The 24,785-nt window shown below is 59.3% G+C and carries 30 protein-coding genes; 16 read left to right on the top strand and 14 right to left on the bottom strand.

The annotated features are described in order from the left end of the window. Positions 1–21: 21 nt before the first annotated feature. From sspB to zapE, 5 genes are all read right to left on the bottom strand, one after another. Positions 22–522: a ClpXP protease specificity-enhancing factor gene (sspB, locus tag ACJ8IN_RS18305; RefSeq protein WP_004937084.1), complete on the bottom strand. Its 501-nt coding sequence runs from the start codon at positions 520–522 to the stop codon at positions 22–24. A gap of 5 nt (positions 523–527) precedes the next feature. Next, on the bottom strand, positions 528–1,169 hold the full coding sequence (gene sspA, locus ACJ8IN_RS18300; protein WP_025304366.1) for a stringent starvation protein SspA: 642 nt from the start codon (positions 1,167–1,169) through the stop codon (positions 528–530). Positions 1,170–1,494: 325 nt separating this feature from the next. Further along, a complete protein-coding gene (gene rpsI, locus ACJ8IN_RS18295; RefSeq protein WP_004937080.1) occupies positions 1,495–1,887 on the bottom strand; it encodes a 30S ribosomal protein S9 in 393 nt (130 codons plus the stop codon). Positions 1,888–1,902: 15 nt separating this feature from the next. Further along, on the bottom strand, positions 1,903–2,331 hold the full coding sequence (gene rplM, locus ACJ8IN_RS18290; protein WP_004937079.1) for a 50S ribosomal protein L13: 429 nt from the start codon (positions 2,329–2,331) through the stop codon (positions 1,903–1,905). 274 nt (positions 2,332–2,605) lie between these two features. Next, positions 2,606–3,733 carry a cell division protein ZapE gene (gene zapE / locus ACJ8IN_RS18285; protein ID WP_060424581.1) on the bottom strand — a complete coding sequence of 376 codons (1,128 nt, stop codon included), beginning with the start codon at positions 3,731–3,733 and terminating at the stop codon, positions 2,606–2,608. A 231-nt stretch (positions 3,734–3,964) separates the two neighbouring features. Between zapE and zapG the strand changes: the two genes are divergently transcribed. The 3 genes from zapG (at position 3,965) to degS (ending at position 7,064) form a co-directional block, all read left to right on the top strand. Further along, entirely contained in the window at positions 3,965–4,366 is a 402-nt protein-coding gene (gene zapG / locus ACJ8IN_RS18280) for a Z-ring associated protein ZapG (protein WP_004937074.1), read from the top strand. Positions 4,367–4,546: 180 nt separating this feature from the next. After that, positions 4,547–5,917 (top strand): serine endoprotease DegQ, encoded by a 1,371-nt coding sequence (gene degQ, locus ACJ8IN_RS18275; protein WP_308326062.1) that lies wholly within the window; start codon positions 4,547–4,549, stop codon positions 5,915–5,917. 88 nt (positions 5,918–6,005) lie between these two features. Then, positions 6,006–7,064, top strand: coding sequence for an outer membrane-stress sensor serine endopeptidase DegS (gene degS, locus ACJ8IN_RS18270; RefSeq protein ID WP_033636127.1), 1,059 nt, complete (start codon positions 6,006–6,008; stop codon positions 7,062–7,064). Positions 7,065–7,135: 71 nt separating this feature from the next. Here the strand turns inward: degS and murA are convergent, their stop codons facing one another. From murA to mlaF, 7 genes are all read right to left on the bottom strand, one after another. Further along, positions 7,136–8,395, bottom strand: coding sequence for a UDP-N-acetylglucosamine 1-carboxyvinyltransferase (murA, locus tag ACJ8IN_RS18265; protein WP_004937068.1), 1,260 nt, complete (start codon positions 8,393–8,395; stop codon positions 7,136–7,138). 55 nt (positions 8,396–8,450) lie between these two features. Further along, positions 8,451–8,705: a BolA family iron metabolism protein IbaG gene (gene ibaG / locus ACJ8IN_RS18260; RefSeq protein WP_004937066.1), complete on the bottom strand. Its 255-nt coding sequence runs from the start codon at positions 8,703–8,705 to the stop codon at positions 8,451–8,453. A 140-nt stretch (positions 8,706–8,845) separates the two neighbouring features. Next, positions 8,846–9,148, bottom strand: a complete 303-nt coding sequence (mlaB, locus tag ACJ8IN_RS18255) for a lipid asymmetry maintenance protein MlaB (protein ID WP_016930202.1) — start codon at positions 9,146–9,148, stop codon at positions 8,846–8,848. After that, positions 9,148–9,777, bottom strand: a complete 630-nt coding sequence (gene mlaC / locus ACJ8IN_RS18250) for a phospholipid-binding protein MlaC (RefSeq protein WP_308326063.1) — start codon at positions 9,775–9,777, stop codon at positions 9,148–9,150. Before mlaC ends, mlaB begins: the two co-directional genes overlap by 1 nt. Before the next feature lie 14 nt (positions 9,778–9,791). Beyond that, positions 9,792–10,340, bottom strand: a complete 549-nt coding sequence (gene mlaD / locus ACJ8IN_RS18245; RefSeq protein ID WP_033636129.1) for an outer membrane lipid asymmetry maintenance protein MlaD — start codon at positions 10,338–10,340, stop codon at positions 9,792–9,794. A gap of 4 nt (positions 10,341–10,344) precedes the next feature. Further along, positions 10,345–11,127, bottom strand: a complete 783-nt coding sequence (mlaE, locus tag ACJ8IN_RS18240) for a lipid asymmetry maintenance ABC transporter permease subunit MlaE (protein WP_004937059.1) — start codon at positions 11,125–11,127, stop codon at positions 10,345–10,347. A gap of 4 nt (positions 11,128–11,131) precedes the next feature. Continuing rightward, a complete protein-coding gene (gene mlaF / locus ACJ8IN_RS18235) occupies positions 11,132–11,947 on the bottom strand; it encodes a phospholipid ABC transporter ATP-binding protein MlaF (RefSeq protein WP_028127533.1) in 816 nt (271 codons plus the stop codon). A 303-nt stretch (positions 11,948–12,250) separates the two neighbouring features. On the opposite strand from mlaF, the gene ACJ8IN_RS18230 reads away from it, so the two are divergent. The 13 genes from ACJ8IN_RS18230 (at position 12,251) to ACJ8IN_RS18170 (ending at position 21,312) form a co-directional block, all read left to right on the top strand. Then, positions 12,251–13,228 carry a calcium/sodium antiporter gene (locus ACJ8IN_RS18230; RefSeq protein WP_060425074.1) on the top strand — a complete coding sequence of 326 codons (978 nt, stop codon included), beginning with the start codon at positions 12,251–12,253 and terminating at the stop codon, positions 13,226–13,228. Between the two features lie 16 nt (positions 13,229–13,244). Further along, complete coding sequence (gene kdsD, locus ACJ8IN_RS18225; RefSeq protein WP_033648998.1) at positions 13,245–14,231, top strand: arabinose-5-phosphate isomerase KdsD; 987 nt, start codon at positions 13,245–13,247, stop codon at positions 14,229–14,231. Between the two features lie 17 nt (positions 14,232–14,248). Then, positions 14,249–14,803 carry a 3-deoxy-manno-octulosonate-8-phosphatase KdsC gene (kdsC, locus tag ACJ8IN_RS18220; protein ID WP_021505108.1) on the top strand — a complete coding sequence of 185 codons (555 nt, stop codon included), beginning with the start codon at positions 14,249–14,251 and terminating at the stop codon, positions 14,801–14,803. After that, positions 14,800–15,378, top strand: a complete 579-nt coding sequence (gene lptC, locus ACJ8IN_RS18215; RefSeq protein WP_033654803.1) for an LPS export ABC transporter periplasmic protein LptC — start codon at positions 14,800–14,802, stop codon at positions 15,376–15,378. The genes kdsC and lptC overlap by 4 nt, the downstream gene beginning before the upstream one ends. Next, complete coding sequence (gene lptA, locus ACJ8IN_RS18210) at positions 15,347–15,886, top strand: lipopolysaccharide ABC transporter substrate-binding protein LptA (protein ID WP_004937045.1); 540 nt, start codon at positions 15,347–15,349, stop codon at positions 15,884–15,886. The genes lptC and lptA overlap by 32 nt, the downstream gene beginning before the upstream one ends. 6 nt (positions 15,887–15,892) lie before the next feature. After that, complete coding sequence (gene lptB / locus ACJ8IN_RS18205; RefSeq protein ID WP_004937040.1) at positions 15,893–16,618, top strand: LPS export ABC transporter ATP-binding protein; 726 nt, start codon at positions 15,893–15,895, stop codon at positions 16,616–16,618. A 52-nt stretch (positions 16,619–16,670) separates the two neighbouring features. Beyond that, complete coding sequence (gene rpoN / locus ACJ8IN_RS18200; RefSeq protein ID WP_043141961.1) at positions 16,671–18,104, top strand: RNA polymerase factor sigma-54; 1,434 nt, start codon at positions 16,671–16,673, stop codon at positions 18,102–18,104. Positions 18,105–18,127: 23 nt separating this feature from the next. Beyond that, positions 18,128–18,415 carry a ribosome hibernation promoting factor gene (gene hpf, locus ACJ8IN_RS18195; protein ID WP_004937038.1) on the top strand — a complete coding sequence of 96 codons (288 nt, stop codon included), beginning with the start codon at positions 18,128–18,130 and terminating at the stop codon, positions 18,413–18,415. A gap of 155 nt (positions 18,416–18,570) precedes the next feature. Continuing rightward, the gene (gene ptsN, locus ACJ8IN_RS18190) at positions 18,571–19,032 is read left to right on the top strand and encodes a PTS IIA-like nitrogen regulatory protein PtsN (protein WP_016930212.1); all 462 of its coding nucleotides are present in this window, start codon (positions 18,571–18,573) and stop codon (positions 19,030–19,032) included. A 129-nt stretch (positions 19,033–19,161) separates the two neighbouring features. After that, entirely contained in the window at positions 19,162–20,016 is an 855-nt protein-coding gene (gene rapZ, locus ACJ8IN_RS18185) for an RNase adapter RapZ (RefSeq protein ID WP_015379177.1), read from the top strand. Continuing rightward, positions 20,013–20,285, top strand: a complete 273-nt coding sequence (gene npr, locus ACJ8IN_RS18180; protein WP_033648996.1) for a PTS phosphocarrier protein NPr — start codon at positions 20,013–20,015, stop codon at positions 20,283–20,285. Before rapZ ends, npr begins: the two co-directional genes overlap by 4 nt. Positions 20,286–20,581: 296 nt before the next feature. After that, positions 20,582–20,893 (top strand): type II toxin-antitoxin system HigB family toxin, encoded by a 312-nt coding sequence (locus tag ACJ8IN_RS18175; protein WP_033636137.1) that lies wholly within the window; start codon positions 20,582–20,584, stop codon positions 20,891–20,893. Continuing rightward, a complete protein-coding gene (locus tag ACJ8IN_RS18170; RefSeq protein ID WP_033636138.1) occupies positions 20,890–21,312 on the top strand; it encodes a helix-turn-helix domain-containing protein in 423 nt (140 codons plus the stop codon). Before ACJ8IN_RS18175 ends, ACJ8IN_RS18170 begins: the two co-directional genes overlap by 4 nt. 4 nt (positions 21,313–21,316) lie before the next feature. Here the strand turns inward: ACJ8IN_RS18170 and ACJ8IN_RS18165 are convergent, their stop codons facing one another. Beyond that, positions 21,317–23,233, bottom strand: coding sequence for a BglG family transcription antiterminator (locus ACJ8IN_RS18165; protein WP_033648995.1), 1,917 nt, complete (start codon positions 23,231–23,233; stop codon positions 21,317–21,319). A 51-nt stretch (positions 23,234–23,284) separates the two neighbouring features. After that, positions 23,285–24,499, bottom strand: coding sequence for a lactonase family protein (locus ACJ8IN_RS18160; protein ID WP_060425073.1), 1,215 nt, complete (start codon positions 24,497–24,499; stop codon positions 23,285–23,287). Positions 24,500–24,785: the final 286 nt, after the last annotated feature.

Genomic DNA, 24,785 nt, shown 5'->3' with positions numbered 1-24,785 from the left:
TTTTCGTTTGTTCGCGCGGGCTTATTTCACCACGCGCAGCGCCGGGCGGCCACCGCGCGGCGGCTGCGGCGGTTCGTCGTCCGGGCCGTTGTCTTCCGCGGTGTCCGGGCGATCGCCGTCGATCACCGACATCAGCGTTTCCGAAGGGATCGTCTCATTGTCCAGGCCTTCGAACACGCCTTCGCTCTCGTCGTAGGCGGCTTCCGGTTCGAACATCGTGCCGGCGCCGTTTTCACGCGCATAGATCGCCAACACGGCGGCCATCGGCACCGAAACCTGACGCGGCACGCCGCCGAAGCGCGCGTTGAACTGCACGTCTTCGTTGCCCAACGCCAGGTTGCCTACCGCCCGCGGCGCGATATTCAGCACGATCTGGCCGTCACGCGCGAACTCCATCGGCACCTGCACGTCCGGGCGAGTCACGTCGACCACCAGGTGCGGCGTCAGCTGGTTATCCAGCAGCCAGTCGTAGAACGCCCGTAGCAGATACGGGCGACGCGGCGTCATCTGAGACATGTCCATCGCGCTTAGCCCCGGGTCTGCAGGCGCATTTCACGCTCGGCTTCGGTCAGGGAAGCCAGGAAGGCGTCGCGTTCGAAGACGCGGGTCATGTAGCCTTTCAGCTCTTTGGAGCCGGCACCGCTCAATTCGATGCCCAGCTGCGGCAGACGCCACAACAGCGGCGCCAGGTAGCAATCCACCAGGCTGAACTCTTCGCTCATGAAATACGGCGTCTGACCGAAGATCGGCGCGATCGCCAGCAGCTCTTCACGCAGTTGGCGACGGGCGGATTCCGCTTCCTGGCCGCTGCTCTTCTCGATCTTGTCCATCAGCGAGTACCAGTTCTTCTCGATGCGCAGCATCATCAGACGGCTCTCGCCACGGGCAACCGGGTAAACCGGCATCAGCGGCGGGTGCGGGAAACGCTCATCCAGGTATTCCATGATGATGCGGGATTCATACAGGGTCAGTTCGCGATCGACCAGCGTAGGCACCGTCTGGTAAGGGTTGAGGTCAATCAGATCTTGCGGCAGGTTATCCATTTCGACCTGCTCGATCTCGACGCTGACACCTTTCTCCGCCAGTACGATGCGTACTTGATGGCTAAAAATGTCGGTCGGGCCAGAGAACAGCGTCATTACCGAACGTTTGTTGGCAGCGACAGCCATGAAAACCTCCAAGTTATCTAGAAAATACTGCGAATAGCCAACTGACAGGCTGCTATCCTGAATAATCTTGCCGCAGGCCGGCAGCACGCAGCGCGACCCGAGCCCATGAAAAACCGGCCCAGGGGGTCAACTGCACGGCGAACAGGCGCAAAAGTGGGTGATAGTTTACCAGATTTTGCTTGTTTTGTGGGGGCGGTGCGGCGAATTCATGTTGAATTGTCTGATATGCCACAGATTTTAGTCGGGGATGGCGGATTTCAGGCATAAAAAAACCCGGTGAAGCACCGGGTTTTTTGCGTAAATCGCACTGCTGAAGCAGCGAAAATTAACGCTTGGAGAACTGCGGACGACGACGTGCTTTACGCAGACCGACTTTCTTACGTTCAACCTGACGAGCGTCACGGGTGACGAAGCCAGCTTTACGCAGTTCAGAACGCAGAGTCTCATCGTATTCCATCAGTGCACGGGTGATACCGTGACGGATAGCGCCAGCTTGACCGGAGATACCACCACCTTTAACGGTGATGTACAGATCCAGTTTGCCAACCATGTCGACCAGTTCCAGCGGCTGACGAACTACCATGCGGGCAGTTTCGCGACCGAAGTACTGTTCCAGGCTGCGCTGGTTGATAACGATGTTACCGTTGCCCGGCTTGATGAAGACGCGAGCGGCGGAGCTTTTGCGGCGACCAGTGCCGTAGTATTGATTTTCAGCCATTGCCATTAATCCCGATTAAATGTCCAGAACTTGCGGTTGCTGTGCCGCGTGATTGTGCTCGGTGCCCGCGTAAACTTTCAGTTTACGGAACATAGCACGACCCAGCGGGCCCTTTGGCAGCATGCCTTTAACCGCGATTTCAATCACGCGCTCAGGACGGCGGGCAATCATCTCTTCAAAGGTCGCTTGCTTGATACCACCGATGTGGCCGGTGTGGTGGTAGTACACTTTGTCTGTACGCTTGTTGCCGGTTACAGCAACTTTGTCAGCGTTCAGAACGATGATGTAATCACCGGTATCCACGTGCGGGGTGTATTCCGCTTTATGCTTGCCGCGCAGGCGACGAGCCAGTTCAGTAGCGAGACGGCCTAAAGTTTTACCATCTGCATCAACAACGTACCAGTCGCGTTTTACGGTTTCTGGTTTAGCTGTAAAAGTTTTCATTAGAAAGCTTACCCAATAATTAGTTACACGTTGGTGAACACCCAAACGCTCGAAAACAGTTGAGGCTCACACGACCATACAAGTCCAGCAAACCTACCCCTTCGAATAGCCATTGCCGGCACTATAAAGTTTTTGGGAAAAAAACTTTGTTGTAACGTGGGGTCGCAAGATTATAGAGAAGTCGCTCACAAAGATCGAACGGTTTTTGAATGGAAAATAAATTTATCGCCGGCGGCAGGCAACCGGCGATAGGGAGTGGGCAAGCCCGCCGGATTCAAGGCAAATGCGGCAGCTTGAGGTACTCTTCGCTCTGCATTTCCTGCAGGCGCGACAGGCAGCGCTGGTACTCGAACTTCAGCCTCTCCCCCTGGTAGATCTCGAACATCGACGCCTCGGCGCCGATCACCAGCTTGACGTGCCGCTCGTAGAATTCGTCCACCAGCGCCAGGAAACGGCGCGCGGTATTCTCTTTCAGCGGCCCCATCACCTGCACATTATACAAGATCACGCTGTGATACAGCCGCGACAGCGCAATGTAATCCAGCTGGCTGCGCGCCTCTTCGCACAGCGTGTGGAAATCCACCGCCAGCACGCCGTCCACCGAACGAATGGCCTGCAGTGGCCGATGGTTGATCTGCAGCACCGGCGCCTCCTCCCCCGCCTTGCCCACCAGTTTGACGAACATCCGATCCAGGGTCGCGCGCGTCTGGTCGTTCAGCGGTGTCAGATAGAGGTGAGCCTGGGTCAGGGTGCGCAGACGATAGTCGATGCCGGCGTCAACGTTCATCACGTCGCAGAACTCGTTGATCAAATCGATAGCCGGTAGGAAACGCGCCCGCTGCAGGCCGTTGCGATACAGATCGTCCGGCGGGATGTTCGACGTGGCCACCAGCGTGATGCCTCGGGCGAACAGCGCCTGCAGCAGCGTGGCCAGCAGCATGGCGTCGGTGATGTCAGACACGAAGAATTCGTCGAAGCACAATACGTCGGTTTCGGCCTTGAAGCCGTCGGCGACAATGTCCAGTGGGTTTTCCCGCCCTTGCAGCTCGGTCAGCTCTTCATGCACCCGCAGCATGAAGCGGTGGAAGTGCAGACGCATTTTGCGATCGCCCGGCAGGCTGTGGAAGAACATGTCCATCAACCAGGTTTTGCCGCGCCCGACGCCGCCCCACATATACAGCCCCTGCACCGGGCGCTGCGGCGCCGTTTCGCCGCCTTTGCCCAGCAAACGGCTGAGCTTGCCGCGCAGCCCGCCGGCCGGCGCGCTCGCCGCCGGTTTTTGCAGCAAGGCCTGATAAATGCGATCCAGTTGAGTGACGGCCCGGCGTTGAACCTCATCGGCCTGATATTCCCCCGCCTCCAGCGCCTGCTGGTAGCGAGATAACGGTGATAGTGCCTGCATCTGTTCGATGTTCCCTAAGAACGCTTAGAAATTATTTAGCCAACGTTGGCGGCAAGTTGATGCCGATTCGCACCGTTATCGCCACAAATGCCCGCTGCGGGCGCCGCTGAAAACCCTGTAAACACTGGGTGGAAGCGCATCAGGATTCCACTCTGACAAGGTTAACGGTTATAGTGGATATTATTAAGTGAAAAATCCCTGCGGAACAACGAAGTCAAAATAGGAGTCATCATGACCTGGGAGTATGCGCTGATTGGTTTGGTCGTCGGTATCGTGATTGGTGCGGTGGCGATGCGTTTTGGCAACCGTAAATTACGTCAACAACAAGTCCTGCAGAACGAGCTGGACAAGAGCAAAACCGAGCTGGAAGAGTACCGTCAGGAGCTGGTCGGTCACTTTGCCCGCAGCGCCGAGCTGCTGGACAACATGGCGCGCGATTATCGTCAGCTGTATCAGCATATGGCGAAAAGCTCCAACAACCTGCTGCCGGATCTGCCGATGCAGGAGAACCCGTTCCGCTATCGCCTGACCGAAGCGGAAGCGGACAACGATCAGGCGCCGGTGGAAATGCCGCGCGACTATTCTGAAGGGGCCTCCGGCCTGCTGCGCGGCCAAAGCGCGCGCCGCGACTGATACCCCTTCTTCACCCGCGGGGCCACCCGCGGGTTTAACCCCGTTTGTGCCTTATTGACCTTCCTTCGCATTACCTTTACTGAACTTTGCACGCAAATTCACGGTCTTACCCTTCACTATGACAAGGTGATTGCCTTATCATCAAATTTTCATCGGCAGGTATTGAGAGAGTTATCATCAATGAAGAAAAAGTCGTTAATTCTTAGTGCATTGGCAATGAGCCTCGGCCTGGCGCTCAGCGCCGCACCGGTGGCCAACGCGGCCCTGCCCGTCGCCGTTCAGGGGCAGCCGCTGCCGAGCCTGGCACCGATGCTGGAAAAAGTCTTGCCCGCCGTCGTGAGCGTGCATGTCGCCGGCACCCAGGTGCAGCGTCAACAGCTGCCGGAAGAGTTCAGACGCTTCTTCGGCCCCAATTTCCCCGGTCAGCAGCAGAGCTCTCGCCCGTTTGAAGGGCTGGGCTCCGGCGTCATCATCGACGCTGCCAAAGGCTACGTGCTGACCAACAACCACGTCATCAACAACGCCGATAAAATCCACGTGCAGTTGAACGACGGCCGCGAACTGGACGCCAAACTGGTCGGCCGCGATGAGCAATCCGACATCGCCCTGCTGCAGCTCAGCGACACCAAAAACCTAACCGCCATCAAGATGGCCGATTCCGATCAGCTGCGCGTCGGCGACTTCGCCGTGGCGGTCGGCAACCCGTTTGGCCTGGGCCAAACCGCCACCTCCGGCATCATCTCGGCATTGGGCCGCACCGGCCTGAATCTGGAAGGGCTGGAAAACTTCATTCAGACCGACGCCTCGATCAACCGCGGCAACTCCGGCGGCGCATTGGTCAACCTGAACGGCGAGCTGATCGGCATCAATACCGCCATTCTGGCGCCGAGCGGCGGCAACGTCGGCATCGGCTTCGCCATTCCGAGCAATATGGCGCAGAACCTGAGCCAGCAGCTGATCGAATTCGGCGAAGTGAAACGCGGCCTGCTCGGCATCAAGGGCAGTGAAATGACCCCGGACATGGCCAAAGCCTTCAACACCGACGCGCAGCGCGGCGCCTTCGTCAGCGAAGTGCTGCCGAAATCCGCCGCCGCCAAGGCCGGCATCAAAGCCGGGGATATTCTGGTTTCCGTCGACGGCAAGCCGGTGAACAGCTTCGCCGAACTGCGCGCCAAGGTCGGCACCACCGCGCCGGGCAAAACCCTCAAGGTGGGCCTGCTGCGCGACGGCAAACCGCAGGAAGTCTCGGTCACGCTGGACAACAGCGAGAGCGCCTCGACCAATGCCGAAACGCTGTCTCCGGCGCTGCAGGGGGTTTCCCTCAGCAACGGCGCGCTCCCGAGCGGCGACAAGGGCGTGAAGGTGGAGAACGTGGATAAAGGCTCGACGGCGGCGCAAATCGGCCTGCAAAAAGGCGACGTGATCATCGGCGTCAACCGCCAGCGCGTGGACAGCATCACCGCGCTGCGCAAGGTGCTGGAAGCCAAACCGCCGGTGATGGCGCTCAATATCGTGCGCGGTAACGAAACCATTTATCTGCTGCTGCGTTAATTTGTGCAAAAACCGGGCTCGGTGACATACTGCGCCCGGTTAACTCATGCTATCCTCCGAACATCGTTCACCACACCACGAAAACTCCATGTTTGCTAAGCTCTTGCGTTCTGTCGTTATCGGTCTCATCGTTGCCGGCCTGCTGTTGGCCGCTCTGCCCGTGCTGCGCTCTTCCAACGGCCTGTTTGCAGAGAAAACCGAGAATACCAGCGACGAAACGCCGGTGAGCTACAACAAAGCGGTGCGCCGCGCCGCGCCCGCCGTGGTGAACATCTACAACCGCAACCTGAACGGCGCCGCCAACGTGCTGTCGCTCGGTTCCGGCGTGATCATGAACGAACGCGGCTATATCATCACCAACCGCCACGTGATCAAAGACGCTCAGCAGATCACCGTGGTGTTGCAGGATGGCCGCCGCTACGAAGCGCTGCTGGTCGGCTCCGACGGCCTGACCGATTTGGCGGTGCTGAAGATCGATCCCGGCAACCTGCCGGTGATCCCGACCAACAAAAATCGCGTTGCCCACGTCGGCGACGTGGTGCTGGCAATCGGCAACCCGTACAACCTGGGGCAGACCGTGACTCAGGGCATCCTCAGCGCCACCGGGCGCATCAGTATGAGCACCACCGGCCGGCAGACATTCCTGCAGACCGATGCCTCAATCAACCGCGGCAACTCCGGCGGCGCGCTGGTCAACTCGCTGGGCGAGCTGATCGGCATCAATACCCTGACCTATGACAAAATCACCGACGGCGAAACGCCGGAGGGCCTCGGCTTCGCCATTCCGATCGAACTGGCCACCAAAATCATGGACAAGTTGATCCGCGACGGCCGCGTGATCCGCGGCTATTTCGGCATTCAGGGTAAGGAGATCATTCCGCTGCGTTCCTCCAATTCCGGCATCGATCGCCTGCAGGGCATCATCGTGACCGAAATCACGCCGAACGGCCCGGCGAGCAGCGCCGGTTTCCAGATCAACGACATCATCATCAACGTGGATAACAAACCGGCGGTGTCCGTGCTGGAGACCATGGATCAGGTGGCGGAGATCCGGCCGGGCACCGAGATACCGGTTATCGTGCTGCGCGACGGCAAGCGCATTACGTTGAAAATGACGGTGGGCGAATTCCCGGAAGACAACAATTAAAAAAGGGCCGGCATTGATAGCCGGCCCTTTGATTTTCATCCTGCCGACGCAGCCGCGCCGGCGCTAATGACTTACTCGCCTTTCACGCGCTCGATGTTAGCACCCAGCGCGCGCAGCTTGTCTTCAATACGCTCATAGCCGCGATCGATGTGATAGATGCGATCGACGACGGTCACGCCGTCGGCGATGCAGCCGGCGATCACCAGGCTGGCGGAAGCGCGCAGATCGGTCGCCATCACCTGAGCGCCGGACAGCTGCTCAACGCCGTGGCAGATCACGGTGTTGCTCTCGATTTCCGCGTGCGCGCCCATGCGGATCAGTTCCGGCACGTGCATGAAGCGGTTTTCGAAGATGGTCTCGGTGATGACGCCGGTGCCTTCCGCCACCAGGTTCAGCAGGCTGAACTGGGCCTGCATGTCGGTCGGGAAGCCCGGGTGCGGCGCGGTGCGCACGGTGACTGCTTTCGGGCGTTTGCCGTGCATGTCCAGGCTGATCCAGTCCTCGCCCACTTCGATATCGGCACCGGCTTCGCGCAGCTTGGCCAGCACCGCATCCAGCGTGTCCGGACGGGTGTTGCGGCACATCACTTTGCCACCGGAAACCGCGGCGGCGATCAGGAAGGTGCCGGTCTCGATGCGGTCAGGCAGCACGCGGTACACGCCGCCGCCCAGACGCTCGACGCCCTCGATGGTGATTTTGTCGCTGCCGGCGCCGCTGATCTTCGCGCCCAGCGTGTTGAGGAAGTTGGCGGTATCGACAATTTCCGGCTCACGCGCGGCGTTCTCGATAACGGTGGTGCCGGTCGCCAGGGTCGCGGCGCTCATGATGGTCACGGTCGCGCCCACGCTCACCTTGTCCATGACGATGTGCGCGCCCTTCAGGCGGCCCTCGACGGACGCCTTGACGTAACCTTCTTCCAGCTTGATCTCGGCACCCAGCTGCTCGAGGCCGGTGATGTGCAGATCGACCGGACGCGCGCCGATCGCACAGCCGCCCGGCAGGGAAACCTGACCGCGGCCGAAACGCGCCACCAGCGGCCCCAGCGCCCAGATGGAAGCGCGCATGGTTTTCACCAGATCGTAAGGGGCGCAGAACTCGTTCACGCCGCTGGCGTCCACGAAGACCGAACCGTTGCGCTCAATCTTGGTACCCAACTGGTTGAGTAGTTTAATGGTGGTGTCGATGTCCTTCAGCTTGGGGACATTCTGCAGCTCGACCGGCTCTTCCGCCAACAGGGCGGCGAACAGGATCGGCAGGGCGGCGTTTTTGGCCCCGGAAATAGACACTTCACCGCTCAGGCGGGTCCGACCCTGCACACGAAATTTATCCATCTGACTACTCTCTGTTATCTAATCTGAAGCTGCCCGCCCGGCAGGGCAAACAGCCTTAAAATCCGTTGAGTTTGCGGTCTCGCTGCCACTCTTCAGGGGTGTACGCCTTGATAGACAAGGCATGAATGCGGTTGTCCGCAATGTATTCCATCAGCGGTGCGTAAACCGTCTGCTGTTTTTTGACGCGGCTCATACCGGCGAACAATTCGCCGACCACGATCGCCTGAAAATGGCTGCCGTCGCCCGTCACATGTACTTCATCCAGTGCCAATGCCTGCATCAGCACGTCTTTAATCTCGTTGGTTTCCATAGTATCCAGTTCTGCCGCTAAAGGATCATAAACAGCCTAGTATCTTAGTGGAATACGATGTTTTCTTAAACTAAAGAAAAAGCCCCTGCATAACAGGGGCTTTGTATCGTTTTACCACGCAAGGGCGGCGTAAAACGCCGCTAACCGGCGGTATCGACAGGCATTATCGCCTGCAGGTTGTAGAGCGCAATCAGCGTTTTCAGGCGCTCGGTGGCGCCGAAAATTTTCAGCGCAACGCCGCGCTCGCGCTGCTCTTCCTGCAGATGCAGCAACAGCGCCAGCCCGGCGGAGTCTACGCGCTGCAGTTGCGCCACGTCGATCGCGGTTTTATCCGCCATCAGCGCGTCGCGCTGCCGCCACAGCGGCTGCAGCGTTTCCCGGTCCAGTTCACCGCGCAGGATCAGCGTCTGCTGCTCTGATTCGAAGCTGAGCGCTGCCGACATCAGTTTTTCTTGTCCAGCGTGATAGGCTGCGCGGCGGCGGCCTGCAGCTGTTTGGTCAGGCCGTCGATGCCCTGAGTACGCAGCGTAGACGCCCACTCGTTCTGCTTGGTGGTGATCATGCTGACGCCTTCGGCGATCATGTCATAGGCCTGCCAGTAGCCGGTTTTGCTGTTCTTGCGCCATTGGAAATCCAGACGCACCGGCGGGCGACCGCCGTTGTCGATGATGGTGACGCGAATGGCCACGATGTCGGCATTGCCCAGCGGCTGTTCAGGCGCGATCTGATAAGTCTGGCCGTGGTACATCGCCAGCGCCTGGCCGTAAGCCTGCTCCAGGTAAGCCTGGAAGGCGGTGAAGTAAGCGTCGCGCTGTGCAGGCGTCGCCTCTTTATAGTAACGGCCCAGCACCAGCGCGCCGGCGTATTTCACCTGCACGAACGGCATCAGTTCCTGATGCACGATGGAGCGCAGGTAGTTCGGGTCCTGCTTGATCTTCGGCTGTTCATTCTTCAAACGGCTGAAGGTCTTCTGCGCCGCTTCTTGCATCATGCTGTAAGGATTGGTTTGGTCGGCTGCGCTCGCCAGCGGTGCAACCACCAGCAGAGCCACCATCAGTAAACGTTTAAACATGCAGGTATCCTCTCTTAATGATTTGGAACAGCGGGTTGCGGTGCGGCACCGGCAGCCGGCTCAGCGGCCGCGTCTCCCGGTTTGGCGCTGTCCTGACCGCCGCTTTTATACAGGAACTGGCCGATCAGGTCTTCCAAAACCATGGCTGATTTGGTGTCCTGAATGGTGCCGCCGTCTTTCAGGATGGCGGTGCCCATATCAGGATCTTCGAAGCCCACGTTAAGCGCCAGATATTGCTCGCCCAGCAGGCCGGAGGTGCGGATCGCCAGCGAGCTGGTATCCGGGATTTGGTCGTACTTTTTCTGGATATCCAGCGCCACGCGCGGCGTGTAGGTTTTCGAATCGAGTTCGATGTCCGCCACGCGGCCGATCACCACGCCGCCAATCTTCACCGGCGAACGCGGTTTCAGGCCGCCGATGTTGTCGAACGTCGCGTAAATGCGGTAGGTCGGCTCGCTGCCGATCGATTTAAGGTTCGCCACCTGCAGGCAGATAAACACGATGGCGCACAGCGCGATCAGCATAAATGCCCCAACCCAGATTTCACTCTTCTTCGTTTGCATCGAATCAATTCCCAAACATCAGTGCTGTCAGCACGAAATCCAATCCCAACACCGCCAGTGACGAATGCACCACGGTACGCGTCGTCGCCCGGCTAATCCCTTCAGAGGTAGGCACGGCGTCGTACCCGTTGAAAATGGCAATCCAGGTTACGGTAATGGCGAATACCACGCTTTTGATCAGGCAGTTGAGCAGATCTTTTTTCCACTCTACGGCGCCCTGCATCGCCGACCAGAAGAAGCCGCTGTCGATGCCCTTCCAGTCCACGCCGACCACCGAGCCGCCCCAGATGCCGATCGCCACGAAAATGATGGTCAACAGCGGCATGCTGATCAGCCCCGCCCAGAAGCGCGGCGCCACGATGCGCCGCAGCGGATCGACCGCCATCATCTCCAGGCTGGAGATCTGCTCCGTCGCCTTCATCAGGCCGATTTCCGCCGTCAGCGCGGAACCGGCGCGGCCGGCGAACAGCAGCGCCGTCACCACCGGCCCCAGCTCGCGCAGCAGCGACAGCGCCACCATCATGCCGAGGCTGGCCTCGGCGCTGTAGGTGGTGAGCACGATATAGCCCTGCAGGCCCAGCACCATGCCGATGAACAGCCCGGAGACCATGATGATCAACAGCGACTGCACGCCGACGCTGTAGAGCTGTTTCAACAACAGCGGCCACTGCTTGCCGGGTTCCGGCCGGCCAATCAACGCGTTGAACAGCATCAACCCGGCGCGGCCGAAGCTGGCGCTGGTGTTGATGCCACTGCGCCCCAACGACGCTAACGCTCTTAATAACATGAGCTTATTTACTCCCTAAGCCTAGCAGTTCGGTCTGATAATCCCCGGCCGGATAGCGGAACGGCACCGGCCCATCCGCTATACCATCCAGAAACTGGCGCACGCGCGCATCAGGATTGTTCTGCAATTGCTGCGTGGTGCCTTCGGCGATCACCCGGTGATCGGCCACAATATAGGCGTAGTCGGCGATGCTCAGCACCTCCGGCACGTCGTGCGACACCACGATGCAGGTAATGCCCAGCGCATGGTTCAGCTCATCGATCAGCTTGACCAGCACCCCCATGGTGATCGGATCCTGGCCGACGAAAGGTTCGTCGAACATGATCATCTCAGGGTCCAGCGCGATCGCGCGCGCCAACGCCGCCCGGCGCGCCATGCCGCCGGAAAGCTCATTGGGCATCAGCTGGGCCGCGCCGCGCAGCCCCACCGCTTCCAGCTTCATCAGCACCGTGCTGCGCAGCAGGGGTTCAGGCAGGTTGCTGTGCTCGCGCAGCGGGTAGGCCACGTTTTCGAACACGGTCAAATCGGTGAACAGCGCGCCCGACTGGAACAGCATGCTCATCTTTTTGCGCGCGTCGTATAACTGACGGCGGGACAACGCGGGAATGTTGTCGCCGTCGAACCAAATCTCCCCGCTGTCCGGCGCCAGCTGGCCGCCTATCAGGCGCAGCAGCGTGGTTTTGCCTATGCCCGATGGCCCCATGATCGCCGTGACCTTACCGCGAGGCACCGTCAGGTTGATGTCTTCAAATATCCGTCGGTCGCCGCGCGAGAAGCTCATGTCGCGCACTTCGACCAAATTATCTGCCTTTTGGAGCATGTTAATGGACCCTTTACGACTCATCTTTTGCTGAATCTACCCGTGATGTTAAAGCAATGGGCGCAATCCGTCTCATCTTTACAAAAACTTACTGCCATTTCGCAACCAATGGTGCCATTGGTTTTACTTTTCCGCGCCACCCGGTCAAAATTGGCGCCATAACGAAAAAAAACGAAACTGTTCAACTATTAGCCGGGAAAAACCGTTGCTGCGGCTCACACGCGCGCAACGGAGGGCAAGCAATACCGCCGCATTGACGGCTTTAACCAACGAACCGGGATAATACCCGACAAAGGACCCTGCATGTTTCTCGCGATAGCATTATTAATCGTTGGTTTATTTCTACTGGTGTATGGTGCAGACCGCTTAGTTTATGGTGCTGCCGTGATTTCCCGCTCGCTCGGCGTCCCGCCGTTGATCATCGGCATGACCATCGTCGGCATCGGCACTTCGCTGCCGGAGCTGATCGTGTCCACCACCGCCGCGCTGAACGGGCAGATAGATATGGCCGTTGGCAACGTATTAGGTTCCAACATCACCAACATCTTATTGATCCTGGGTGTGGCGGCGCTGATTCACCCGCTGGCCGCGCGTTCCGAGATACTGCGGCGCGAACTGCCGTTGATGTTAGCGGTCACAGTATTGTGCGGTTTCGTGTTGATGAACGGCACCCTGAGCAGGTTGGACGGCGTGCTGCTGCTGGCCGCCGCCGCCGGCTTCATCCTGCTGATGCTGAAAATCGCCCGGCTGGCGCAGCGCGAAGGCAGCGACAGCCTGACCATGGAGCAGATCGCCGAGCTGCCGCAGGACAGCAGCAACACCGTGGCGGTGCTGTGGCTGGTGCTGGCGTTTATCATTCTGCCGCTCTCTTCCAGAATGGTGGTCGATAACGCAACGGTGATTGCGCACTATTTCGGCCTGAGCGAACTGGTGGTCGGCTTGACCATTATCGCCATCGGCACCAGCCTGCCCGAATTGGCTACCTCCATCGCCGGGGCGCTGAAGGGCGAGGATGATATGGCGATTGGTAATATCATCGGCTCCAATATTTTCAACACGGTGATCGTGCTGGGCGTCCCCGCCCTGCTGTCGCCGGGCAGCGTAGACGCCGCCGCCTTCCAGCGCGATTACTGGGTGATGCTGGCGGCCAGCGTGCTGCTGAGCGTACTGTGCATCGGCCGCAAGCATCGCATCGGTCACCTGGCGGGCGCTCTGTTATTATGTGGCTTTATTGCGTATCTTGCGGTGCTGTTCTTTAACCCTTTCAGTACTTTCGGCTAAACCGACGGGAATGAGTATGTCGAACATTGAGTTGCAACCGGGCTTCGATTTTCAGCAGGCCGGCAAAGAAGTGCTTCAGATAGAGCGTGAAGGGCTGGCTCAGCTCGACAGCTACATCAACGCAGACTTCACCCGCGCCTGCGAAACGATCGCCGCCTGCGGCGGCAAAGTGGTGGTGATGGGCATGGGCAAATCCGGCCATATCGGCTGCAAGATCGCCGCGACCTTCGCCAGCACCGGCACGCCCTCATTCTTCGTTCACCCGGCGGAGGCCAGCCATGGCGATTTGGGCATGGTCACCCCACAGGACATCGTGCTCGCCATCTCCAACTCCGGCGAGTCCAGCGAGATCCTGGCGCTGATCCCGGTATTGAAACGCCAGCAGATCACCCTCATCTGTATGACCAACAATCCGGAAAGCTCGATGGGCAAGGCGGCGGATATCCACCTGTGCATCAAGGTGCCGCAGGAAGCCTGCCCGCTGGGGCTGGCGCCGACCACCAGCACCACCGCCACGCTGGTGATGGGCGATGCGCTGGCCGTCGCGCTGCTGAAGGCGCGCGGTTTCACGCAGGAAGATTTCGCGCTGTCGCATCCGGGCGGCGCACTCGGCCGCAAACTGCTGCTGCGGGTTAGCGATATCATGCACAGCGGCGACGAAATGCCCCACGTCAGTGCCGACGCCTCGTTGCGCGACGCGCTGCTGGAAATTACCCGCAAAAATCTGGGCCTGACGGTTGTCTGCGACGATTTGATGAAAATCGCCGGCATCTTCACCGACGGCGACCTGCGCCGGGTATTCGACATGGGCATCAACCTGCACGAGGCGAAGATCGCCGATGTCATGACGCCGGGCGGCGTACGGGTGCGCCCCAACATCCTGGCGGTCGATGCATTGAACCTGATGCAACAACGCCACATCACCGCGCTGCTGGTTGCCGATGGCGACCAGTTGCTGGGTGTGGTACATATGCATGACATGCTGCGCGCCGGCGTCGTTTAATTAAGGAATAGAACGGAATGGGTATGGTAGAAACCTGCTACGGGCCGGTAGAACAAGAGGTTATGGCGCGTGCCGGGAACATCCGCCTGCTGATTTGCGACGTTGACGGCGTGCTGTCGGACGGCCTGATCTTCATGGGCAACAACGGTGAAGAATTGAAAGCGTTCAACGTGCGCGACGGCTACGGCATCCGCTGCTTGAAAACCTCGGACATCGAGGTGGCGATCATCACCGGTCGCTCCGCCAAGCTGCTGGAAGACCGCGCGCAGACGCTCGGTATCACCCATCTGTATCAGGGGCAGTCCGATAAGCTTTTGGCCTTCCGCGAACTGTTGGATAAACTGTCGTTAACGGCGGATCAGGTCGCCTATATCGGCGATGACCTGATCGACTGGCCGGTAATGGCGCAGGTCGGCCTGGCGGTCGCGGTGGCGGACGCCCACCCGCTGCTGACGCCGCGCGCCCACTACGTCACCCGCATTGCCGGCGGCCGCGGCGCGGTGCGCGAACTGTGCGACATCATTCTTTTGGCTCAAAATAAGCTGGAGGACGCCAAAGGGCTGTCGATATGAGTAAAACCAAACTGTGGATCACCATCCTGTTGACGGTGATCGTTCTGGCGCTGATCGGCTGGAACATGACGGATTTCAGCGACGACACGGCCCCTGGCCCGGTCAACGATCAGGATCCGACCTACCAGAGCCAGCACACGGTCACCGTGGTGTACAACCCGGCCGGCAAGCTGAATTACAAACTGGTGGCGGAAGACGCGAAGTATTACACCGCCGGCGAGCTGAGCTGGTTCACCCAGCCGGTAATGACGCTGTTCGATGAGAATGCGGTGGCCACCTGGTCAGTTCGCGCCGATCGCGCCAAACTGACGAAAGACCGGATGCTGTATCTGTATGGTCACGTCGAGGTAAACAGCCTGACCACCACCTCGCAGCTGGAAAAAATTAAGACGGACAACGCTCAGGTAAACCTGGTCACCCAGGACGTCACCTCCGATGACGAAGTCACGATTTACGGGACCAATTTTACCTCTAACGGCATGAAAATGCGTGGGAACCTGCGGACCAAAACCGCTGAGCTGATTGATAAGGTTAAGACCAACTATGAAATTCAGAACCAAAAACCAACTCCGTAACCTGTTGCTCGGCAGCTTAGTTTTGGCCGCCAGCGCCCCCGCTCTGGCGCTGAAATCCGACTCCAGCCAGCCGGTCAGCATCGACTCGCTCAAGCAGTCGTTGGACATGCAGAGCAACGTCAGCACCTTCACCGACAACGTGGTGATCAAGCAAGGCACCATCGATATTCGCGCCGATAAGGTGGTGGTCACCCGCCCGGGCGGAGATCAGAATAAGACCTATATTGAAGCGTTCGGCAACCCGGTAACCTTCTACCAGATGCAGGACAGCGGCAAGCCGGTCAAAGGCCACGCGCAGAAAGTGCGTTACGACGTGGCGACCCAGCTGGTGACCCTGACGGGCAACGCCTATCTGGAGCAGCTCGACAGCAACGTGAAAGGCGATCGCATCACCTATCTGGTGCAACAGCAGCAAATGCAGGCGTTTAGCGACAAAGGCAAACGCGTGACAACGGTTCTGGTACCGTCGCAGTTGCAAGACAAAAACGAGCAGAAAAAGAGTAACTAATCACTTATGGCAACACTCATCGCAGAAAACCTGGCGAAAGCCTACAAGGGCCGTAAAGTTGTCGAAGACGTCAGCCTGAAAGTGAAATCCGGCGAGATCGTCGGCCTGCTCGGGCCGAACGGCGCCGGTAAAACCACCACCTTCTACATGGTGGTCGGCATCGTGCCACGCGACGCCGGGCGCATCGTGATCGACGAAGAAGACATCAGTCTGCTGCCGCTGCACGCCCGCGCGCGCCGCGGCATCGGTTACCTGCCGCAGGAAGCGTCGATCTTCCGCCGCCTGAGCGTGTACGACAACCTGATGGCGGTGCTGGAGATTCGCCCCGATCTCACCAGCGAACAGCGCGAAGACCGCGCCAAGGAGCTGATGGAAGAGTTCCATATCTCCCATCTGCGCGACAGCCTCGGCCAGGCGCTGTCCGGCGGTGAGCGTCGCCGCGTCGAAATCGCCCGCGCGCTGGCGGCCAACCCGAAATTCATACTGCTGGACGAACCCTTCGCCGGGGTGGATCCGATCTCCGTTATCGATATCAAGAAAATCATCGAGCACCTGCGTGACAGCGGCCTGGGCGTGCTGATCACCGACCACAACGTGCGCGAGACGCTGGACGTGTGTGAACGCGCCTACATCGTCAGCCAGGGCAAACTGATTGCCCACGGCACGCCGGATGCTATTCTGGCCGACGAGCAGGTTAAACGCGTTTATCTGGGCGAAGAGTTCCGCCTCTAAGCGCCGGCGCGCCCTGTGGGGCGACACCGTTAACGGAAGTAGACAGAAAACTATGAAGCAAGGTTTGCAACTCAGGCTCAGCCAACAGCTGGCCATGACTCCTCAGCTCCAGCAGGCGATCCGCCTGCTGCAGTTGTCCACGCTTGAGCTTCAGCAAGAGATCCAGCTGGCGCTGGAGAGCAATCCGCTGCTTGAACAGACCGATCTGCACGACGAAATCGACGCCAAAGAAACCCAGGAGACCGAGGGGCTCGATACCCGCGAGGCGCTGGAGCAGAAAGACATGCCGGAAGAGCTGCCGCTGGACGCCACCTGGGATGAGATCTACACCGCCGGCACGCCGTCCGGCACCGGCACCGACTACAGCGACGACGAACTGCCGGTCTATCAGGGCGAGACCACCCAAACGCTGCAGGATTACCTGATGTGGCAGGTGGATCTGACGCCGTTCTCCGATACCGACGCCGCCATCGCCACCTCCATCGTCGACGCGGTGGACGACACCGGCTATCTCACCGTGCCGCTGGAAGACATTCTGGAAAGCCTGGGCGACGAGAACGTGACCCTCGAGGAAGTCGAGGCGGTATTGAAGCGCGTGCAGCGTTTCGATCCGATCGGCGTCGCCGCGCGCGATCTGCGCGATTGCCTGCTGGTGCAGCTCTCCCAATACGCCAAAGACACCCCTTACCTGGCCGAAGCGCGGCTGATCATCAGCGAGCATCTGGATCTGTTGGCCAACCACGACTTTCGCAGCCTGATGCGATCAACCCGGCTAAAAGAAGATACACTGAAAGAAGCGATGCTGCTGATTCAGTCGCTCGATCCGCGCCCGGGGCAGTCGATCAATACCGGCGAGTCGGAATACGTGATCCCGGACGTGCTGGTGCGCAAGACGCAGAACAAATGGACGGTCGAGCTCAACGGCGACAGCGTGCCGCGTTTGAAGATCAATCAGCAGTACGCCGCGCTGGGCAACAGCGCCCGCAGCGAAGCCGACGGCCAGTTTATCCGCAGCAACCTGCAGGAAGCCAAGTGGCTGATTAAAAGCCTGGAGAGCCGCAACGAGACGCTGCTGAAGGTCACCCGCTGCATCGTCAGCCAACAGCAGGCGTTCTTCGAGCAGGGCGAAGAGTTTATGAAACCCATGGTGCTGGCGGATATCGCCCAGGCCGTGGAGATGCATGAATCGACGATCTCGCGCGTCACCACGCAGAAGTTTCTGCACAGCCCGCGCGGCATTTTTGAATTGAAGTATTTCTTCTCCAGCCACGTGAATACCGACAGCGGCGGCGAAGCCTCCTCGACGGCGATCCGCGCGTTGGTGAAGAAATTGATTGCGGCGGAAAACCCCGCCAAGCCACTCAGCGACAGCAAGTTGGCCACCCTGCTCGCCGATCAGGGGATCATCGTGGCGCGGCGCACCGTCGCCAAGTACCGAGAGTCTTTGTCCATCCCGCCGTCGAACCAGCGTAAACAGTTGGTTTGACCTCTATTGAGAAGGAAGACACTATGCAGCTCAACATTACCGGACACCACATCGAAATCACCGATCCGTTGCGCGAGTTCGTGAACAACAAGTTCGCCAAACTCGAACAGTATTTTGATCGCATCAATCAGGTGTATGTTGTATTAAGTGTGGAAAAAGTGCAGCAAATTGCGGAAGCAACGGTGCACGTGAATGGAGGCGAGTTGCACGCCACCTCGGAAGACGAGAATATGTATGCCGCAATTGATACGCTGATCGACAAATTGGCACGTCAATTGAACAAACATAAAGACAAATTGAAGCAACACTGACACCCTAACCCACTCCATGAGGCGGCATCCGTCGCCGCCTCGCCCTTCGGCGCGTGACCCGCATGGGTGACGCGCCGAACGGTAATCAGGGTTAAAACCGACGAAAAACCGCCTTGCCGGGTGCGCCCGGCGGCGCGGTTTTAAGTGAAGATGAGATGAACAACGAATATATGCAATTAAGCTCGGTGTTAAACATCGAGTGCACCAAAAGCTCGGTACACTGCACCAGCAAGAAGCGGGCTTTGGAAATTATCAGCGAACTGGCCGCCAAACAGCTCAATCTGCCTTCGCAGGTGGTGTTTGACGCGGTTCTCACCCGGGAGCGCATGGGCAGCACCGGTATCGGCAACGGTATCGCCATTCCCCACGGCAAACTGGAAGAGGACACACTGCGGGCCGTTGGCGTGTTTATCCGTCTCGACCAACCCATCGCTTTCGACGCTATCGACAACCAGCCGGTCGACCTGCTGTTCGCGCTGCTGGTGCCTGCCGATCAGTGCAAAACCCATTTGCATACCCTGTCGCTGGTCGCCAAACGCCTGGCCGACAAAACCGTATGCCGTCGCCTGCGCGCCGCGCAAAGCGACGAAGAACTTTACCAAATCATCACCGAGTGATGCCCGGCCGGCGTGACTTCCAACCCGGATAACGTTACTGTTTCACGATGATGGATCCGGCCTCGGCCGGAATAACAAAGTTTCCACCGGTGGCGATGAACGCCGCCGCGATGCCAGGGGAGTTGCCACATGGTGCTGATGATTGTCAGCGGCCGTTCCGGTTCCGGAAAATCCGTCGCCTTGCGGGCGCTGGAAGACATGGGTTTTTACTGCGTTGACAACTTGCCGGTGGTGCTGCTGCCGCAGCTCGCCAATACGCTGGCGGAACGCAATATCTCCGCGGCGGTCAGCATCGACGTGCGCAACATGCCGGAATCGCCGGAAGTGTTCGAATACGCGATGACTCAGCTGCCGGACAGCTTCTCGCCGCAGCTGCTGTTCCTCGACGCCGATCGCAACACGCTGATCCGCCGTTACAGCGACACCCGCCGCCTGCACCCGCTCTCCAGCAAAAACCTGTCGCTGGAAAGCGCCATCGACGAAGAGAGCGATCTGCTCGAACCGCTGCGCTCGCGGGCTGACCTGATTATCGACACCTCGGAAATGTCGGTGCACGAGCTGGCCGAAATGCTGCGTACCCGCCTGCTGGGCAAGCGTGAGCGCGAGCTGACCATGGTGTTCGAATCCTTCGGCTTCAAGCACGGCATCCCGATCGACGCCGACTACGTGTTCGACGTGCGCTTCCTGCCGAACCCGCACTGGGATCCGAAGCTGCGGCCGATGACCGGTCTGGATAAGCCGGTCGCGTCGTTCCTCGATCGCCATACCGAAGTGCACAACTTCATCTACCAGACCCGCAGCTACCTGGAGCAATGGCTGCCGATGCTGGAAACCAACAACCGCAGCTACCTGACGGTCGCCATCGGCTGTACCGGCGGCAAGCACCGCTCGGTGTACGTGGCGGAACAGCTGGCCGATTACTTCCGCTCGCGCGGCAAGAACGTGCAGTCGCGCCACCGCACGCTGGAAAAGCGCAAACAATGACGGTCAAACAGACGGTTGAAATCAAAAACAAGCTGGGCATGCACGCGCGCCCGGCGATGAAACTGTTCGAGCTGGTGCAAAGCTTCGACGCCGAAGTGATGCTGCGCAACGAAAGCGGCACCGAAGCCGAGGCCAGCAGCGTCATCGCGCTGCTGATGCTGGACTCCGCCCAGGGCCGGCATATCGAAGTCGAAGCGACCGGCCCCGACGAAGTCAACGCACTGGAGGCGGTCGTCGAGCTGTTCAACTCCGGGTTTGATGAAGATTAGCCGCTGAAGCCCTCCCGCGAATGCGTCGCACCGACGCGTTCGTTCTCTTTGCCTTCTCTCCCTGACACGATCTCCCGCTTTTCACTTTGCGTATCCGCTTCCAAAGTCAGCCGTAACTGCCTGTAAATGCGAAGTATTGATTTACCCGCACGGCGCTAACCGCAATAGTATGCAACGACAAAAACGGGCTGCGGCCGGGTATTTCCCTCTCACTGTGAGCGGGGATGATAAGTTTACAATTTGTGAACACCTAAGACAGTCGCTATAATGTTCACCAGGCAGGAATCGAGGGAGCGATGCATATCATTTCCAGGGAGCCGTTCAATAACGCAACCAAACAATACCCTAATGAAGCCGCTGCTCTCGAGGCCATTTATAAAGCGTTGCGACGCGGCGAGTTCCGCACGCCGGACGAGTTAAAAGCGCTTTTTCCTTCGCTCGATCGTATGAAATACAAAGAGAAATGGTGGGTCATTGACGTCGGCGGCAACCACCTGCGGATTTTGTTCTTCGCCAGCTTCGAGACACAGAAAGTCTTCATAAAGCATATCGTTAGCCACGCCGAGTACGACAAGCTGATGCAGCACTATCGAAGGAGTTCATCATGATTACAGATGCCATTAAGGCCGCCGATGCGCTGCTGCGCGCCGTGCCCTTATTGCAGGGCAGCAGCTCTCAGCAAGACTACCGGGAAGCGCTCGAATTGGTGGAATATTTGCTGGAAAACGATGAACACCATCCGCTGATTGACATGCTGGCAAAAAAAATCGCCGAATATGAAGATAACAGCGCCGAATTTACCGCATTCAATCAGCGTATCGCCCAACTCCCGCAAGGAGTGGCCGCGCTTCGCGTATTGATGGAACAACACCAACTTAGCCAAAGTGATTTTGAACATGAGATCGGTAAAAAGTCGTTGGTCAGCCAAATCCTGAGTGGCAAAAGATCGCTGACCATTCCGCACATTATGGCGCTGGCCAAACGCTTCAATCTGCCCCCGGCCCTCTTCCTGCCGGAAGCGGATTAGCCCCTCAGCTCCGGCTCAGGCAGTCCAGCGCCACCGCTTTAAAGCTGTCGAAGCTGTCGCTGCTCAGCAGGCGGCTCATTGAGCGTTCACGCACGAAGGTGACGAACAGCTCGTAGATCGCCATCGCCTCTTCATAGTCGCTCTTGCTGATCGCCAGCAGGAAAATCACGTGCGCGACCTCGCCTTCTCCCCAGGCGACGCCCTGCGGCGCCAGCAGCGTCACCACCACGGTCTTTTTGGCCAGCAGCCCCAGCGAGTGCGGCAGCGCGATGCCCTCGCCCAGCAAGGTGGAGACGATCGCCTCGCGTTCGACCACCGACGGATAAAAGTCCGCGCCGACGTACCCTTCCCGCTCCAGCTGGCCGCACACTCGGCTGAACAGTTCCGCCTGCGTCAGCGGCTCGTTGAGCACCATGAAATGCTCGGCGTCGAAAAACTTCTCCAGCATGTACGGTCGGGTGCGATCCACCAGCACCAGCTTGCCCAGCTGCTCCAGCTGGTAATCGGTTGGGAACGGCGACATCACCACCACCGGCTTGTTCTTTTCGCCGATGCGGGCGTTGGAAATCACGAAGTCTTCGTCGATATGCGCAAGCATCTCGTAATCGCGCAGCGAGACGATGCGCGTCATCACCAGCTGCGGATACTTACGCGCAATCTGCGCCTGGATCATGCGCACCGTCGAGTTGCCGGTATCGCACACCAGCATCACCTGCGGGTGGCGTTCATAACCGATGTTGTAATGCCGCTCCAGCCCCACGCCGATGTGCAGCACCAGGTAGCCTATCTCATTCTCGCTCAGGGTATAGGGGGTGTATTTGCCCCAGCTGGAGACCGCCGCCAGCGTCACGTCGTAAGCCATCGGATAGTGCTGCTTGATGTTGGCCAACAGCGGATTGGGGATATTGATCTGGTATTTCACCCGCGTAATCATGGTCTTGATATGGGTGAGCAGATCGGCCCGCAGCTGCTCGTCGCCCTGCAGGTTGTAGTTATAGTGTGCGTTGATGTAGGACAGGATGTAGTCCACCAGCGCTTCTTCATCGTCGGCGTTGATCTCGGTCGGCTGCACGTCCTGCACGCGCCGCGCGGCGATATTGACCCGCAGATAGGCCTCTTCGGCCATCGAGATCTCTTTGCCGGAGGCCGAACGCAGTTCCGCCGCCAGGCGGGTCGATACCTGGCGCACCGCATCGTCGCCGTCTTCCACCTCGAAGTCCGGCAGCGGATAGCCGTCGTTGATGCGCCGCAGCGCCACCGCGCAGTAGAAGATCAGGTACTGCTCGCCCTCGTCGGTCAGGCGAATGGCGTATTGCGACAGCAGCGGGTGCAGCAATCCGGCGAACGCCGCTACCTGCGGCTGCAGCAGGATCTCGTTGTTGAGCAGCGGGTTCTCGGCGTCGGCCAGCTGCAGTTGGAACAGCAGATCGGTCAGGCAGGCGCGGATCGCCATCTCCGTGCCGAACAGCTTCATGCCGTAACGCGGCTTGGTTTCAATCGTCAATTGATAGTGCGCCAGACGCTCTCTCACCTCAGCCATGTCGTTTTGCAACGTACCGCGGCTGACGAACCACTCGTCGGCCAGATCTTCCAGTTTAAGGGAGAAGGCTGAGGTCAAAAAACGCACCAGCAGATAATGCACACGCTCCTGCGCGCTGCGCGGGGTGGCATGCTTGCGGCGCTCCTGATGCTGCAGGGCGCTGAACAGCGCGGCGTTATCGACCTGCAGGCGATAGCCGGCACCGCGGTTATGCACGAAACGCGCGCCGTATTTGTCCAGAATCTCGTTCAGCGCGGTGATGTCCGCCCGCACCGTGCGGGTGGACACGGCGAAACGCTTCGCCAGCTCATCCTGCGGCAAAGTCTCGGTTTGCAAGGCATCGAACAAGTAAGCCAAACGCGGGTAAGGAAATCGCACCATTCTGTGTCCGTCAATCAGGCGACCCGCCCGGCGAACCGGGCGGGCCACGGGTTACTTCGGCGGCGGCAGAAACGCCATTTGCGAGGGGCTGCCGATCGGCAGATAACCGCCCACAACGCTGAGTTTGCCGTCCGTCGGGTTTACGCTGAAGCGGGTGACGTTATCGCTGCGCTGGTTCAACGCATACAGATAGCGGCCATCCGGGCTCAGCGCCAGCGAACGCGGGTAATCGCCGCGCGTCCAGGTTTCCGCCACCGATTTCAACTCACCGCCGGCGCCCACGCTGAACTGGGCAATGCTGTTATGCAGCCGGTTGGCGACGTACAGCGTGTCTCCGTTCTTGCTGAGCGCCAGCCCCGAAGCGAAGCTGGTGCCCTGATAGTCGGCGGGCAGCGCGGAAACCGCATGCAGTTGTTTCAGAGTACCTTTTTGGCGATCAAAACGGTAGCTGGTCAACGTCGAGGCCTCTTCGTTCACCAGCAGCACGGTTTCGCCGTCCGGATGGAACACAAAGTGACGCGGACCCGCGCCGGCGGAAGAGGCGGCGATCCACGGCGGATCGTTCGGCGTCAGCCGGCCGCTCGCGGCGTCAAAGCGCCATTGGTAGATGCGATCCAACCCCAGATCGGTGGAGAACACGAACTTGCCGCTCGGATCGCTGGCGATCATATGGGCATGCGGGCCGTTGTGATCGCTGATGGCGAAGCTGCCGTTCACCGCCGCCGCCGGTTTGGCCGCGCCCGCCGGGCCCTGCTGTTGCTGCACCGAGCTGGCGGCGCCCAGGCTGCCGTCCGCTTCGATCGGGAAAGCCGCCACGCTGCCGCTGACATAGTTCGCCACCAGCAGATGGCGCCCGTCCGGCGTCGATGAGAGATACACCGGCCCCGCTCCCTGCGAATCCACCTGGTTGAGCTGCGTCAGGCCGCCGTCGGCCGGATTGACCCGGTAAGCGGTGATGCCGCCGTGCTTGCCGCCGTTGAAATCGGCCACTTCGCTGGCGACATACAGCGTCTTGCCATCAGCGCCCAGCGTCAGCTGCGCCGGATTCGGCACTTTGCTGACCAGCGTAACCTGGCTCAGCGCGCCGCTGACCGGATCGACCTGCACCCGGTAAACGCCTTCGCCGTTGGGATTGTAGGTGCCGATATAGGCGAAATGAGATGACGTGGAATTCATTGCATCCTCAGCATGCAGCGCCGAGCCGGTCACGGCCAGCAGCGCCAGGAACAACGCGGTGCGTCGGGTTGGAGCCTGCCAGTTTCGCATAGTTATCCTCAGTATATATCCGTCATCTTTCAAGCCGCAGCGTTGTTGGCTACGCAGTTACTCGGCCCATCCATGGGCCTCACCCCTTCGGGGCCGCTGCAAGCAGCGTTTAAATCTGCTCCCGGCAGATTTTTCACCCCAGTCACTTACTTAAGTAAGCTCCTGGGGCTCCTGCGCTTGCCGCCTAGCTACAACTTGAAAGCTATAGGCTATAGCTAACGGCGGCGCGGCATGCCGCGCCACGGGAAAACCTTCGCCTCCCAGCGTTATCCCCGTCATACTTGAA

It is taken from the genome of Serratia sp. CY31944, from assembly GCF_052169175.1.
In the GTDB taxonomy this organism is placed as follows: Bacteria; Pseudomonadota; Gammaproteobacteria; order Enterobacterales; family Enterobacteriaceae; genus Serratia; species Serratia sarumanii.
Note: the sequence above shows the minus strand (reverse complement) of the source record. Positions and strands in the feature narration are given on the sequence as shown.